Origin of the sequence: Tannerella forsythia (genome assembly GCF_001006485.1) — a bacterium.
Taxonomy (GTDB): Bacteria; Bacteroidota; Bacteroidia; order Bacteroidales; family Tannerellaceae; genus Tannerella; species Tannerella forsythia.
The window spans coordinates 24,178-37,768 of sequence record NZ_JUET01000062.1 but is presented as its reverse complement, the minus strand read 5'-3'; the positions used below and the strand labels follow the sequence as shown (position 1 = coordinate 37,768).

Sequence of the window (13,591 nt, the reverse complement as noted above, 5' to 3'; positions counted from 1 at the left end):
TGTTCTATCTGTTTATGTTAAAATTTTTCCTTTTCGTTCGCCGTCGGTAAACCGGACGGATATTTCGTCGCCTGCTGATAAGTCGGCCGCATGTTTGACAATTTTTCCATTCTTAAGCGTCAACGTATAGCCTCGCTTCAGGATATGATCCGGCGATGCCAGCTTGATATGCTGTTCGCTGAGTGCAAGCTCATAGGTGTGGCGGGTCAGCATGGCATCGGCTGCCTTTCGGATATGCACGGGGACGAGTTCGAGCTGTTCCGTATGCTTCTCAAGGAGTTGTGGCACGGACGACAGACGGGCTGTCAGCGTGTGTAAGTCTGCCCGATGACGCTCAAGATGTCCGGTGACGAACACCGGAAAACGTGTGGCCAATATCTGCCATGTCGTTTTCTTTACTGTCAGCTGGTTGCGTGTCGCTTCGCAGACGGTTCTCCGCAGCTCGTCGAGCAGGGCAAGCTGCTCTGCCATGCGACCGATGAGAAACGTGGCCACGGCCGTCGGCGTTTTCATACGCGTATGCGCTACGTTATCGACGACCGAATCGTCGCGTTCGTGCCCGATACCGGTAATGATCGGCAAGGGGAATTGCGCACAGTTGGCGGCCAGCGTATATGAGTCGAAGCTGCTTAAATCGGCTGCCGAGCCTCCGCCGCGAATCAGTACGACAACATCGAACAGTTCGCGATGAGCGTAAATCCGGTCTAATGCGGCGATTACGCTTTCCTCCGTTTTCTCACCCTGCATCAGTGCCGGGAAAAGTTTGACGTAGAATGGAAAGCCGTAGTCGTTATGGATTAGCTGATTGACGAAGTCTTCGTAGCCGGCTGCCGTCGGTGAGGAGATAACTGCGATGCGTTGGGGCAGTATGGCTAATGTAAGTTCCTTATTCAGGTCGAATACGCCTTCTTCCTGTAAACGGCGGATCACCTCCATACGCTTCCGGGCCATGTCGCCAAGCGTATAGGACGGATCGATATCGTGAACGGTCAGCGAGAGCCCGTACAGTTCGTGATATCCGACGGATACATTAACCAGTACTTTCAGGCCGGAGATGAAGGTTTGCTTCGTTTCCTGCTCGAAATACGTTCTCAATACCGCGAAATTACGCGCCCAGATCGTGCCGCGCGACTTGGCGACGAGTTGTCCTGTTGTCTCGTCTTTTTCCACAAATTCGAGATAGCAGTGTCCGGAGGTTGCATTGACACGCACCTCACTCGTTTCGGCACGTACCCAATACGTACCGGGTAGTGCCTCGTCGAGAGCAGTTTTCACCAACCGGTTCAGCTGCGTCAGCGACAGGGCGTCCGGCCGTTCGCTTCGGATGTCGTTAAAGGAGTTCATTCATCTCCTTTCTGTATGCTTTATACATGTCCGGCACGCCATATCCCAGTTCCGCGTCCGGATGTTTCGATCGGGAAGCCGTTTGCCGGATCAAGTCAATCAGTTCTTTATTTTTCAGCCACGAGAGCGACTGCCAGAGGCATGCGCAAAGCCCTGCCAGTGTGGGGGTGGAAAAAGACGTGCCGTCGACCCATTGAAGCCGGCCGGCCGCGTTGATCACGCAGACGTTCGTACCCAGTGCAACCACATCGGGTTTCACCCGATAGTCGGCCGTCAATCCGGTAGAGCTGAAAGCGCTCTTCGTTTTTTCGGTGGTTACGGCGCCTACGGTGAGTATGTTGGGCGCATCGGCCGGGAAGGTGATCTTCTGCCATTCGTTTTTCCCCTCGTTCCCTGCGCTGCAAATAATCAGCATGCCTTTTCCTGCCGCTTCTTCGGCTACGCGTGTGATAAACGCTGTCTTTCCGTCCAAATCAGCATGAGTATAAACCGGTTCCGTATCGAACTGGAAATAGCCCAGCGAGCAGGTGACGAGATCAACCCCGACACTGTCGGCATATTCCAGCGCCGCTGCATAGAAATCTTCTTCGATCGGATACTCGCCTCTTGTATCTTCGCTTTTGATGAGCAGATAAGACGCGTCGGGCGCTGTGCCGACCATCACGCCGGGCAGGTTGGCTGCCATACACGATAAGACTTTCGTTCCGTGATCATCTTCGCAAAAGACGCTGTTCCCGGGAAAAGACATGTTGCGTGTTCCGATAATATCGGTCGAAGTAAACGCTGCAATCTTGTCTACGTGCAGGAAGCCGGCATCGATAACGGCAATGCGCATCCCCTTCCCTTGTCGACCGGCCTCGTGCAGCCGCACTCCGTTCAGTATCTCGATCTGTGTCGTGGCATGTCCGTAATATGCCTGTGATACCGTGTCGTACGATTCGAATACGCCTGTATCGTCCGGACAATCGACTTGCTGCAACCGGTTCCAGCCGTGCCATACGCACCGGACGGAATCGACGATCGGCAAGGCTTTCAGCCGGTCGGCAATCAGGCTGTCGGTATGTTCGATCACGACGGTGTTCATCCATTTACTTTGCGTAATTATTTGTCCGCCCGTAGCGCCGACCGTGCGAATATACCCGGGTGAAATCGGGATGTCGGAAACCGACAGCTCAACCCCACGCTTTGTTCGCCTTTCGACCGACTCGGCCGAAAGGTAAAGCCTCGCATCCGTCCGGCCCGGAGCTTTTACTCCCTTATCTTTCAAATACACCCGAAAGCAGTAGCTTTTGCCGTCTGCGGCCGAGAGACTTTCCGGCATGCACGTGCACAAATACAGTCCTGTCAGCATGCCGAGATATTTCCATCGTTTGCTTGTCTTCACCTCGTTTTGTATTTTCGCACAAAAGTAATATAAAACGGTATGCACTCCCATTTGATCCTTCTTGCCTTTTGTTATTTTAACATTGATGTCGGAGTAGGGGAGTATCTTTTCAAAAAAACGTACTTTTGGCTTGCCGTATTTCCGGAAGGAATACTACTTTTGTCGGGCGTTAGCGTTTTTTGATCGTTGTTACACGGGGATGAGAACGACATAAAGTCTCCCGGATAAGAAATTACAAAACAAAGCAATAGTAAGATGAAACTGTACATTCCGGCCGATTATCGGCCGACTTTGGCTTCGGAGGATATGGAAGAGGCTATCAAAATGTTGAAACGGGTTTTTCAGGAAGAACTGGCGGCCACATTGAAACTGCGGCGGGTAACCGCTCCGCTCTTCGTTTTTTCAGGCACCGGGATGAATGACGACCTGAACGGGGTGGAGCGTGCCGTATCGTTTCCCATTAAAGATATGAACGACCGTCGCGCCGAAGTGGTGCACTCGCTGGCTAAATGGAAACGGATGAAGCTCGGCTTTTACAATATCCCGCCCGGCGAAGGGCTTTATACTGATATGAACGCGATCCGCGCCGATGAGGAATTGGACAATATTCATTCGATCTACGTTGATCAGTGGGACTGGGAGCGTACGATCCGTGCCGAAGACCGTCATCTCGATTTTCTGCGTATGATCGTCGATCAAATTTATGGCGTTCTCAAGACGGTGGAAGAAAAGACGTACCGTTCTTTTCCGCATATTACCCCGTTTCTGCCGGAGAAGATCACGTATCTGCATGCCGAAGAGTTGCTGGCTGCCTGTCCGGACATGTCGCCTAAAGACCGGGAGTATGAGGCGGCGAAGAAATACGGTGCGATTTTCATCATCGGAATCGGAGCAACCCTCTCGAACGGCGAGAAACATGACGGCCGCGCTCCGGATTACGACGACTGGTCGACCCCGACGGTTGACGGGCATCGGGGACTGAACGGCGACATTATCCTGTGGAACCCGGTCCTCGACGCACCGCTCGAAATATCGTCGATGGGGATTCGTGTCGACAGGGAAGCGATGCTTCGTCAGCTCGAACTTGAAAATTGCATGGAACGCCGGTCGCTGGCGTTTCACAGGGCGTTGCTGAACGGTGAGATTCCGCTTTCGATAGGGGGAGGCATCGGGCAGTCGCGCTTGTGCATGTATTTCCTCCGCTGCGCGCATATCGGCGAGGTGCAGGCGTCGTTATGGTCAGACGAGATGATTGAACAATGTAGAGCAAATCATATTATTTTGAAATAAAAACGAATCCCGGTAGTCGTTATGAGTACGTTACGATTTAAAGCAGTAGAAGAGGCTTTCAAGAAGAAAGCGCTGGATGTGCAGGCGCCGGAAGGGCCGATGTCCGGGTTTTACGGAAAATATGTTTTTACGTATTCCGTCATGAAAAAATATCTGTCGAAAGACACGATCAGCGTCATCAAGGATGCTGTGGAAAAAGGACAGACGTTAGACCGCGGCATTGCCGACCATGTAGCCGCAGGCATGAAGATGTGGGCGATGGAGCTGGGCGCCACGCACTACACGCACTGGTTTCAGCCGTTGACCGATGGGACGGCGCAGAAGCACGACTCGTTCATCGATTACGTAGATGGGCCGGGCGAAAGCATTACCGAAGAATTTTCCGGCAAATTGCTGGCGCAGCAGGAGCCGGACGCGTCGAGCTTTCCGAGCGGAGGCATCCGCAGCACGTTCGAGGCGCGCGGATATACGGCTTGGGACCCTTCGTCGCCGGCATTTGTCATGGATGACACATTGTGCATCCCCACCATTTTCATCTCTTATACCGGTGAAGCGCTCGACCTGAAAGCTCCGCTGTTGAAAGCCGTCAATGCCATCAACAGGGCTGCGACAGACGTGTGTCATTATTTCGACCCGAACGTGAAAAAAGTGTCGTCTTATCTGGGATGGGAGCAGGAATATTTTCTTGTGGACGAAGGGTTTTACGCTACACGCCCCGACTTGTTGATGACCGGGCGGACACTGCTCGGGCATGAGTCGGCCAAGAACCAGCAACTCGAAGATCACTATTTCGGTTCGATCCCGACGCGTGTCACGGCGTATATGAAAGACCTCGAATTTGAAGCCTGCAAATACGGTATTCCGCTCAAAACACGCCACAACGAAGTGGCGCCGAACCAGTTTGAACTGGCACCGATCTACAACGAAACGAACCTTTCCATCGATCAGAACCAGTTGATCATGTTGCTGATGAAAAAGGTAGCCCGTCGTCACGGCTTTCGCGTGTTGCTGCATGAAAAACCGTTTGCCGGCGTGAACGGCTCCGGCAAGCACTGCAACTGGTCGATCGGTACGGACACAGGCGTGGGACTGCTTACCCCGGGCAAGACGCCGGAAGAGAATCTGCGCTTTATCACTTTTCTCGTCAATACGCTGATGGCTGTTTATAAACACAACGGCTTGCTCAAGGCATCCATCAGCTCGGCTACGAACGTGCACCGTCTGGGAGCACACGAAGCGCCGCCGGCCATCATCTCCGCCTTCCTCGGCACCCACATGAACGATATCCTCAATAAAATGGAGCAAAGTACGACGGAAAAGGTGATCATCCTCGATAAAAAGAAAAAGCTGCGGCTCGGCATAGCCCATATCCCGGAAGTGCTGCTTGACAATACCGACCGTAACCGTACATCGCCCTTTGCTTTTACGGGTAACCGCTTTGAGTTTCGCGCTGTCGGATCGTCGGCCAACTGCTCCTCGGCCATGACGGCGCTCAATGCCGCGGTGGCGGCGCAACTGATGGAGTTCAAGGCGTCGGTCGATGCGAAGATCGCACAGGGCGAAACGAAGGAACGAGCTATCTTTGAAGTGCTCAAAGAGTATATCCGCATCTCGAAACCGATTCGCTTCGAGGGCAACGGATACAGCGAGGAGTGGCGGCAAGAAGCCAAGAAGCGAGGACTGAACTGCGAAACGAGTGTGCCCGAAATTTTCCGCATGTACACAAGTCGCGAGAGTGTGGAGATGTTTGCCCTGACGGGGGTGATGAGCCGTAAAGAACTTGAGGCACGCAACGAGGTGAAATGGGAGATATACACGAAAAAGATTCAGATCGAGGCGCGTGTGCTGGGCGATCTGGCTGTCAACCATGTCATCCCGATTGCTACGCGTTACCAGTCGCTGCTGCTCGACAATGTGTACAAAATCAAGGCCGTTTATCCTCCCAAGCGGGCGAAAGAGCTTGCGTCGATGGATGCTGCGCTGATCGAAGAAATTGCCGGACATGTAAGCGCCATTAAGCGTAATGTGGATGCGATGATCGAGGCGCGTAAGGTAGCAAACAAAATCACCGGCGAATATGCGAAAGCGGTCGCATACCATGATAAGGTGTGGCCGTATTTCGACGTGATCCGTTACCATGCCGACAAGCTGGAACTGATTGTAGACGACGAGATGTGGTCGTTGCCGAAATACCGCGAGTTGCTCTTTATCCGGTAAGCCCGACGGCGGTGTGTCATAACGGGCGAACTGCTTCGTTGCTTGCGGAATGCGAGCGAGGGAGCATACTAACGTATGTGACCGAGCTCGCATCCTTAGCGCCTTGCATTTCACCCATTCTGACACACCTGAAAAGGGTGGTCTCAAACATTGTGTTTTATACACCCTCGAAGTGTTCGGACTTTTACTAATTTTGCCGAAAAAAAACGATACGATGATGAAATACGGATATGTGAAAGTAGCGGCCGGTGTGCCGCCGGTACGGGTGGCCGACTGCCATTACAATACGGCGCAGATCGAACAGATGATTCGCCGGGCGGAAGAGCAGGGCGTACAGTGGATCGTGTTCCCCGAACTGTCTGTGACCGGATATACGTGCATGGATTTGTTTATGCAGGAATGCCTGCTGCGCGAAGCCGAACAGGCGCTGCTGGAACTCGTGCAACGTACGAAAGCCGTTGATGTCGTATGTGTTGTGGGGATGCCGCTGGCGGTTGAGAATCGCTTGCTCAATGCGGCTGTCGTTTTTCATCGCGGCGAAATCCTCGGAGCCGTACCGAAAACATACTTGCCCGACTGCGGGGAGTTTCAGGAGACGCGGTGGTTCACCTCGGGCGAAGACGTAACGACGCGAACCGCTCGCATCGGCGCGACGACCTGCCCGATGGCGCCGCGTTTGCTCTTTACCTCCGGCTCCGTAGCCGTAGGGATCGAGATCGGCGAAGATATCCGGATGCCTGTCCCGCCCAGCTCGGTGATGGCCTTGCAGGGAGCGAACATTATCCTTAATCTCTCGGCCGGCAGTGAACAGACGGGAAAGAACGATGATTTGAAGATGCTGATCCGGCAACAGTCGGCACGCTGCGCGGCGGGCTATGTGTATGCCTCGGCGGGGTTCGGCGAGTCGACGACCGACCTTGTCTATGCCGGAAAGGCTTTTATCGCCGAGAACGGGACGATGCTGGGCGAGTCGGATCGTTTCTCGTTGAACGAGAAACTGCTCATCAGCGAGATTGATGTCGCAGCGCTGTGTCACGATCGGCTCGTGAAGACGAACTTTTCAAAAGGCGCTTCCGTATTACGCTGTGGTGAACCGCTGTGCGTTCCCTTACGCTTGCCCGAAAGAAAAGAAACTGCCCTGACACGTTTCATCGATCCGCATCCGTTCGTTCCCTCGACCGGTGCCGAATATGACGAACGTTGCAACGAAATATTCCGCATCCAAACGAATGCGTTGGCCAAGAGGCTAGTGCACACGCAGATCAAGCATGCCGTCATCGGCGTATCCGGCGGGTTGGACTCCACGCTGGCGCTGATGGCCACGGTGATGACCTTCGACGCCCTCAATCTGCCGCGCAAACAGATTCACGGCGTCACCATGCCGGGCTTCGGTACGACCGGGCGGACCTACCGCAACGCCGTCGCCCTGATGGAAGCATTGGGCATCACGCTGCACGAGATATCAATCAAGGCCGCTTGTCAACAGCACTTCAAAGACATCGGTCATGACGGCGTGACACAGAATGTGACCTACGAAAACGTGCAGGCGCGTGAGCGCACACAAATCCTGATGGATCTGGCCAACCTCAAGAACGGACTTGTTATCGGTACCGGCGATTTGTCCGAACTTGCACTCGGCTGGACAACGTATAACGGCGATCACATGTCGATGTATGCCCTTAACGCCGGCATCCCTAAAACGCTCGTACACTCTCTGGTCAAGTGGATCGCCACTCATCGTGCAGGGGAGGTTACCCGCGAAACGCTTCTTGACATTGCCGATACGCCCGTTAGCCCCGAACTCTTATTGGCGGGTACCGACGATACGAATCACCAGAAGACGGAAGACCTTATCGGACCCTATGAATTACACGACTTCTTCATCTATCACTTGATACGCTTCGGCGCATCGCCGGCCAAGATATTTTTTTTAGCCCGCCAGGCTTTCGGGAAAAACTATGCGCCCGAAGAAATCAAGCGGTGGCTGCAAATCTTCGTGCGCCGTTTCTTCACACAGCAGTTTAAACGAAACTGCATGCCCGACGGCCCGAAAGTGGGTACCGTCAGCCTTTCGCCTCGTGGCGACTGGCGCATGCCCAGTGATGCCTCAGCAGCGCTCTGGCTCGAAGAAGTCGAAAATCTGTAGAGTATAATAGAATGATGAAACGTCTGAAAATACTTTGCCTTTTGTGGATGACATTTTGCCTGCCCGAACTCAAGGCGCAGACCGTAGGACTTGTTTTGAGTGGTGGCGGAGCGAAAGGTGCTGCCCATCTGGGGGTGATCAAAGCGCTCGAAGAAAATAACATCCCGATCGATTATGTGGCGGGAACCTCCATCGGGGCGATTGTGGGTAGCCTCTATGCTATGGGCTATACAGCCGACGAGATGCTGGAATTGATGCTCTCGGACGAGTTCGGCTACTGGCAGAAAGGAACTGTCGAAGACGAGTATGTCTACTACTTTAAGAAACCTGACGATACACCGGATTTCATGCACTTCTCCATCGATTTCTCCGATTCCATGCAGATCCGTACCAATCTCCTTCCGCAAAGTATCATCAATCCCATCCAAATGAATCAGGCTTTCATGGCTCTATACGCACAGTCTACGGCCAAGTCGGGATGGAATTTCGACCATCTCTTCGTTCCGTTTCGCTGCATCAGCTCCGATGTGTATAATAAAAAGGCCATCATCTGGCGGAATGGCGATTTGTGCGAAGCCGTGCGTTCGTCCATGACGTTTCCGTTCTTCTTCAAACCTGTCTGGAAAGATGGTGTCCCCCTTTTCGACGGAGGGATTTATGATAATTTCCCGGTCGATGTCATGAAGTCGGATTTCGACCCTGATTTTATTTTCGGATCATCTGTGGCCGGAGCTGCCAAACCATCGACCGATCCGATGAAACAGATCGAAACGATGGTCATGCAAGCCACCGATTATCATGTGGACGAAGAAGACGGCATGATGTTACAGTTCAACTTTCCGAATGTCTCACTGCTCGATTTTCAACGTGCGAAAGAGCTGATGGACATCGGCTATCGACGTACACTCGAAATGATCGACTCCATCAGACAGCGTGTACTTAGAGAAGTGCCGCAAAGCGAACTTAACACACGTCGTAAGGCATATAAAGAAAGTCTCCCCCCCCTCAAATTCGGAAATATTTACATCACGGGTGTGACCGAAGCCCAGCGTCGCTATGTGCGTGAACAACTGCATCGCGATATCAACGGCGAATTCTCAATGGAGGAATTCAAACAAGCTTATTTCAAGATGCTTTCGGATTCGAAAATCAAAGAAATCATTCCTCATGCCGTATATAACCGTAAAAATCAGAACTTCGATCTGTACCTCGATATTAAAATCGGAGAAGAACTAAACGTCAGTATTGGTGGAAATATCTCTTCTCATCAGGCAAACCAGCTGTTTCTCGGCTTAGATTATCAGAGTCTCGGCGAACAGGCCGTCGACCTCAATGCAAATGTGCAGATGGGAAACTCATTCAGTGGAGTCTCCCTGAACGGACGTGCTTATCTACAAACTTCCATTCCGATGTATCTGCATCTTCAAGCCGTTTTCTCGTACCGCAAATACATGCAAAATCAGTCGTTGTTCTATGAAGACCTTCTTCCCGCCTTTATTAAAAAACGCGAGAAATTTGTCAAACTTAAACTTGGACTTCCTTTTATGACGAAAGCTAAAGCGGAATTCGGATTGGGATACGGACGATTGAGCGATGATTATTATCAGCGAAGTGACATTTCGTTCGCCGAGTCGAAGTTCGACAAAAGCTGGTATGATCTTTTTCGCACTTCCGTACGGATTGAGAGTAACTCGCTCAATGCAAAACAATATCCCACCGGAGGGAAGCAGTACTTTCTCACAGCACAATACGTGACCGGGAAAGAGACTTATCGCCCCTCGGGCGGAGAGCGCACTAAACAGCCCGTGCAAAGCTGGCTTCAAGTGAAAGGACGACTCGAAAACTATTCCATGATAAGTCGTCGTTTCCGGTTCGGAGTTATGGCAGAAGCGCTTCTTTCAAGTAAGAATCTGATGAGTAACTATACGGCTTCCATATTGCAGGCGCCGGCATTTGCTCCTACGCCGCACAGTAAAATTACCTTCAACGAAGGTTTTCGTTCCAATCAGTACGTTGCTGCCGGTATCATACCTGTCTTTACCTTCAACGAAATGCTGCATCTGCGTATCGAAGGATACGGGTTTCTGCCTCTTTATCCGATCGAAAAAGAGCAGTTTATACCGGAACCTTATACCGATATTCCTCGCTACGGAAAGATGATCCAAACCTTCCGGTATATGGGCGAAGCGGCTCTGGTTCTGAATCTGCCTTTTGTCTCTGTCAGTCTGTTTGCCAATGGATACAGCTATCCGAAAAATGATTTTAATGTGGGATTGAATATCGGATTTCTCATTTTTAATCCGAGATTTTTGGAATAAAATCATTTTTTTGTTTGGCGGTTTAAAAAAAAGCCTTACCTTTGCCGTCGAAATAATATTGAAAGAGTAATTGGCCGCGTAGCTCAACTGAATAGAGTAGCTGACTACGGATCAGCCGGTTACAGGTTTGAATCCTGTCGCGGTCACTCTTTTTGTTTACTTTCTCTCTTTATTTATCCTTTCCTTTTTTATGTTGGCATAACGTCTGGAAACAGATGGGACCTTGTCTTTTATAGCTATAGACGCGACTTCGTGATTTTTATGCTTGCCTTGCTTGGAAATACCCCTATTTTTCCCTATTTTTGCCAACTTAATTAAAACATTTGACATTTTGCCGACGAAAATGAAACAATCGAATCCTGCCATTTTCATTCCCGAAGGAACGGATAAGGTGCTGTTGCATGCATGTTGCGCACCGTGTTCGGGTGCCATTATCGAATGGATGGCGGAACAGAAGCTTCATCCGACCTTGTTTTTCTGTAATCCGAATATTTTTCCACACGAAGAGTATATGAAGCGTAAAGAGGAACTGATGCGCCATGCCGATCGGATGGGGGTACCCTTTGTCGATGCTGATGATGACCATGCGGCATGGCTTTTGCGTATACGGGGGCTGGAGCGCGAGCCGGAGCGCGGCGCACGATGTCGTCAATGTTTCGTCGTACGCCTTCAAGCAACGGCAAAATATGCACACGAACATGGGTTTGGAGTCTTTACGACGACACTTGCCTCGTCGCGCTGGAAGGATATTGGGCAAATTACCGAAGCCGGTCAAACGAGTGCCGCAGCATATCCGAATCTGATATTCTGGGCGCAGAATTGGCGCAAAGGCGGACTAAGCGAACGACGAAACGCCCTGATTAAGTTCTATGATTTTTATAACCAAACGTATTGTGGCTGTGAATTTAGCCTTTCCTCGGCGCGAAAGAATCAGGAAAGTCGTAGGGCAAACAATCTATCTTATTGTAACCAATGAATCGAACTGTTTTTCCTGCCGAATGGGAGCCACAAAGTGCCGTACAATTGACTTGGCCGCATGAGCGAACCGACTGGGCGCCGATCCTTCATGAGGTAACGCCTTGCTTCGTTGCCATCGCCCGCGAGATCGTGAAACGTGAAAACCTGCTGATCGTATGCCGGAACGCTACCGAAGTATGCTGCCAACTTGGTGAGATCGACGAACGGCGTATCATGTTCCGTGAGATGGAAACGAACGATACATGGGCACGCGATCACGGAGGAATCACTGTCTTTACCGAAGGGCAACCAGTTGTCTACGACTTCGTCTTTAACGGCTGGGGCATGAAATATGCGGCGTATCATGATAACCTGATTACACGCACACTTGCTGCTGCCGAAACGTTTGCCGACGGGGTTCGCGTGGTGAACATGCAACCTTTCGTACTCGAAGGAGGAAGCCTTGAGTCCGATGGCAAAGGGACGCTGTTGACAACATCCGAATGCCTGGAATCACTCAATCGGAATGAATATCTGAACCGCGAACAACTTGAAATCCATTTGAAAGATATCTTTGGCCTCGACCGTGTCCTTTGGCTCGAAAACGGCTATCTTTCGGGCGACGATACGGACAGTCATATTGATACGTTGGCGCGTTTCTGTGATCCGGAGACAATCGCTTATGTGCAATGCACCGATGAGACGGACGAACATTTCACAGAATTGCAAATGATGGAAGAAGAACTGAAAGGGTTCCGTACCGTCGACGGAAAACCTTACCGTCTTCTTCCACTTCCTATGGCTGACCGCATCGTTGAGGAAGGAAAACGACTACCGGCTACGTATGCGAATTTTTTGATTATCAACGGCGCCGTGCTCGTCCCTTTTTATCGAAGCGAAAAAGATGAAATTGCACGGAAAACGTTGCAAATCGCTTTTCCCGACCGTGAAATCATAGGTATTGACTGTCGGCCGCTCATCAAACAACACGGATCGCTGCATTGCGTGACGATGCAGTACCCCCTGTCGGTAATTCACAACCCCATATAAAAGCAATGAAAATAGGTATCATACAACAGCAAAATACCGTTTGTACAGAGACAAATATCGCGAACCTGTCACGAAAAATACGCGAATGTGCTCAGCAGGATGCGGAACTGATCGTGTTGCAGGAGTTGCATAACAGCCTCTACTTCTGTCAGACAGAAAATACAGACTTCTTCGATCTGGCCGAAACGATTCCCGGCCCTTCGACCGAACACTTTGGAGCGTTAGCTCGTGAACAGCACGTTGTAATTGTACTCTCGCTCTTCGAGAAACGGGCGGCCGGCTTGTATCATAATACGGCTGTCGTTATCGAAAAAGACGGAACGATTGCCGGAAAGTATCGAAAGATGCATATCCCCGATGATCCGGCTTATTACGAAAAATTTTATTTTACTCCCGGAGATATGGGGTTTGTTCCTGTTCATACCTCTATCGGGCGGCTCGGTGTGCTTGTTTGCTGGGATCAGTGGTATCCGGAGGCGGCACGTCTGATGGCACTTCAAGGCGCCGAACTGCTGATTTACCCGACGGCTATCGGTTGGGAAAGTAACGATACGGTCGATGAACAGCAACGACAGCTTGATGCATGGCGCATCGTGCAGCGAGGCCATGCCGTTGCAAACGGATTGCCTGTTGTCACCGTCAATCGTACGGGGCACGAGGCGGATCCGTCAGGACAAACCAATGGCATTCGTTTCTGGGGAAACAGCTTCGTCTGCGGGCCGCAAGGCGAACTGATTCATGAACTTCCCAACAGCAGTGAAGCGACTTGTGTGGTTGAGGTCGACTTGAAACGCAGTGAGCAGGTACGCCGCTGGTGGCCGTTCTTGCGCGACCGCCGGATCGAAGATTTTGCTCTGCTCACATGCCGCTATATTGACGAATGAC

The 13,591-nt window shown here is 51.4% G+C and carries 9 protein-coding genes and 1 tRNA gene; 8 read left to right on the top strand and 2 right to left on the bottom strand.

Features of this window, described 5'->3' with window-relative positions:
* Positions 1-12: 12 nt before the first annotated feature.
* Together xseA and Tanf_RS05185 are read right to left on the bottom strand one after the other, a co-directional pair.
* Entirely contained in the window at positions 13-1,344 is a 1,332-nt protein-coding gene (gene xseA / locus Tanf_RS05190) for an exodeoxyribonuclease VII large subunit (protein ID WP_046825144.1), read from the bottom strand.
* Positions 1,331-2,728: a S8 family peptidase gene (locus tag Tanf_RS05185; RefSeq protein ID WP_236684390.1), complete on the bottom strand. Its 1,398-nt coding sequence runs from the start codon at positions 2,726-2,728 to the stop codon at positions 1,331-1,333. Before Tanf_RS05185 ends, xseA begins: the two co-directional genes overlap by 14 nt.
* Positions 2,729-2,983: 255 nt before the next feature.
* Between Tanf_RS05185 and asnA the strand changes: the two genes are divergently transcribed.
* From asnA to Tanf_RS05145, 8 genes are all read left to right on the top strand, one after another.
* Complete coding sequence (gene asnA / locus Tanf_RS05180; protein ID WP_046825143.1) at positions 2,984-4,018, top strand: aspartate--ammonia ligase; 1,035 nt, start codon at positions 2,984-2,986, stop codon at positions 4,016-4,018.
* A 21-nt stretch (positions 4,019-4,039) separates the two neighbouring features.
* Positions 4,040-6,235, top strand: a complete 2,196-nt coding sequence (locus Tanf_RS05175) for a glutamine synthetase III family protein (RefSeq protein ID WP_046825142.1) — start codon at positions 4,040-4,042, stop codon at positions 6,233-6,235.
* A 217-nt stretch (positions 6,236-6,452) separates the two neighbouring features.
* Positions 6,453-8,381, top strand: coding sequence for an NAD(+) synthase (locus tag Tanf_RS05170; RefSeq protein WP_046825154.1), 1,929 nt, complete (start codon positions 6,453-6,455; stop codon positions 8,379-8,381).
* A 14-nt stretch (positions 8,382-8,395) separates the two neighbouring features.
* Positions 8,396-10,699, top strand: coding sequence for a patatin-like phospholipase family protein (locus Tanf_RS05165; RefSeq protein ID WP_014225615.1), 2,304 nt, complete (start codon positions 8,396-8,398; stop codon positions 10,697-10,699).
* 72 nt (positions 10,700-10,771) lie between these two features.
* Positions 10,772-10,845: transfer RNA gene (locus Tanf_RS05160), tRNA-Arg, on the top strand.
* A gap of 197 nt (positions 10,846-11,042) precedes the next feature.
* Complete coding sequence (locus Tanf_RS05155) at positions 11,043-11,675, top strand: epoxyqueuosine reductase QueH (protein WP_041591292.1); 633 nt, start codon at positions 11,043-11,045, stop codon at positions 11,673-11,675.
* A complete protein-coding gene (locus tag Tanf_RS05150; RefSeq protein WP_046825141.1) occupies positions 11,672-12,706 on the top strand; it encodes an agmatine deiminase family protein in 1,035 nt (344 codons plus the stop codon). The genes Tanf_RS05155 and Tanf_RS05150 overlap by 4 nt, the downstream gene beginning before the upstream one ends.
* 5 nt (positions 12,707-12,711) lie before the next feature.
* Positions 12,712-13,590 carry a carbon-nitrogen hydrolase gene (locus Tanf_RS05145; protein WP_014225618.1) on the top strand — a complete coding sequence of 293 codons (879 nt, stop codon included), beginning with the start codon at positions 12,712-12,714 and terminating at the stop codon, positions 13,588-13,590.
* Position 13,591 lies beyond the last annotated feature (1 nt).